Raw genomic sequence first — 1,682 nt, 5'->3', positions numbered from 1 at the left:
ACCTGACTTGGCTCATCTTAGTCAGGTTTTGGCAGTGACTCGATAAGCACGGCCACGTCCGCCGGCGGCGGGGTGTGAGCATGAACGACCTGCCCGCCTACCTCCAGCGTGAACGAGCGGTACTTCTTCAACGTCCGCACCAACCGTTTCAACGACACACCCGTAGACTGCTCAAGAACATGCCCGCACGCCATCGCCACCATCACAATCGTTAAATGCGCCTGGATCGAGTCTTCTTTACAGTGAAAGATCGGACGCGCCCGTAAATCCGACTTCGCCATCCGGAAAGCCTTCTCAATACGGAATAACTGGTGATAAAACCCGATCACCGCACCAGCATCCAAATCCAACCGATTCGTCTCGTACCCCTTAATCCCAGCCAACGCAAGATGCTTATCAGCTAATGCCTGGTTCACGCGCTTATCCGGGGCACGCAAGTCAACATACCGGTTACGCTTGACCGGTATTTTCCCGTCCACCGCACGCCTGGCCTTGTCTAACTGTTCTTCCACACCCCGCCGCGTGCGCCGAGCCCGATCCTTGGAATACTGATAATAAACAACCGACTCGACCACACCCACGCCCTGCCCAGCCACCCTCTTAGCATGGTTTTCTTGGCGCCAGACTTGACTATCCACATAGTCTTTACCCGGATTCTCTTCACGCCACTTTGCGATAGGAGCAGGAATATCACGTTCTTTCGTGCCCAGAATATAGCCCAGACCAGCCCCGATAATCTCTTGCTTGTTAGAAGCTGAGAACATCCCCGCATCAGCCACAACCGTGATATCGGTAAGCTGGTAGGCACGCCTGAGGCGTTCAATCATGGGTAGCATCGTGTGGGTCTCTGCCCGGTTTCCTTCAAACCCACCAATCGCCAACGGCAACCCGCATGCGTCGGTGAGCATCCCGACCGTGATTTGCGGGTCGATACGGCGTTCTTTGGAATACCCCGGCTTGCGTAACTCGTCTTCTTTATCCGTCTCGAAATACAAGGTTGTTACGTCGTAAAGGACGAGAACGCCTGGCCCGATACCCGCATGCCTTGCTAGCGTGGCCGTGATTCTGTCACGGAATTCTTCTTCCGCGTAACGGGGCAGGTGGCGTTTAATCGTGGAATACGAAGCCGAGCGCACCCCGACCTCGGCGAGAGTTTCGATGGAATCAAACTTGGAGCCCGGGTGAATAATCCTGGCGGCCACCAGATCGTAGAACACCGGGTCATGATTGGTTGGCGGGCCTAGGCCTAGGAAATCAAAAGCCCCACGGAGCGCGTCGAGGAGATAACCGGCACGCTCGCTAGCCACGGGCAAGGGATTATCCACCGAACCACTAGCCAAGCGCGAGGCCGCTTTCTCAACGGCCGTCTCCAGGTCTAAAGAGAGCTGGTCCCCGTCGATGAGACGCTGGGCCTGGGCTTTTAAGAGCGCGAGGTCGCCGGGCGTGTGGGCTGAACCAATGTGCTCGAGTACGGGCTTATTATCCACGTAACGCCACACGACTTGTACCGCGGTAGCGCCCGAGGCGGTAGGAACGGTACGGATCCGGGGTAGTGGCATACTCCCTAGCCTACCGCCCCCACCTTCCCGTCCTTTAGTCAGGAATTTCGCGTTACCACGAGATAAAACCCCAGGCCACAACGTCAATATGAATCACATCACGCCAAAATGAGCCAAGTCAGG

At 56.3% G+C, this 1,682-nt stretch carries 1 protein-coding gene; it reads right to left on the bottom strand.

What is annotated here, in order from left to right; genetic code table 11:
* Nucleotides 1-17 precede the first annotated feature (17 nt).
* Complete coding sequence (locus PWJ82_RS09455; protein ID WP_274736423.1) at nucleotides 18-1,559, bottom strand: IS1634 family transposase; 1,542 nt, start codon at nucleotides 1,557-1,559, stop codon at nucleotides 18-20.
* Nucleotides 1,560-1,682 lie beyond the last annotated feature (123 nt).

Source organism: Actinotignum schaalii (genome assembly GCF_028864145.1).
Taxonomy (GTDB): domain Bacteria; phylum Actinomycetota; class Actinomycetes; order Actinomycetales; family Actinomycetaceae; genus Actinotignum; species Actinotignum schaalii_B.
Note: the sequence above shows the minus strand (reverse complement) of the source record. Positions and strands in the feature narration are given on the sequence as shown.

What these genes read in the sequence shown, in the direction of transcription:
- PWJ82_RS09455 (WP_274736423.1), bottom strand. Translation starts at nt 1,559, where the DNA reads ATGCCACTACCCCGGATCCGTACCGTTCCTACCGCCTCGGGCGCTACC.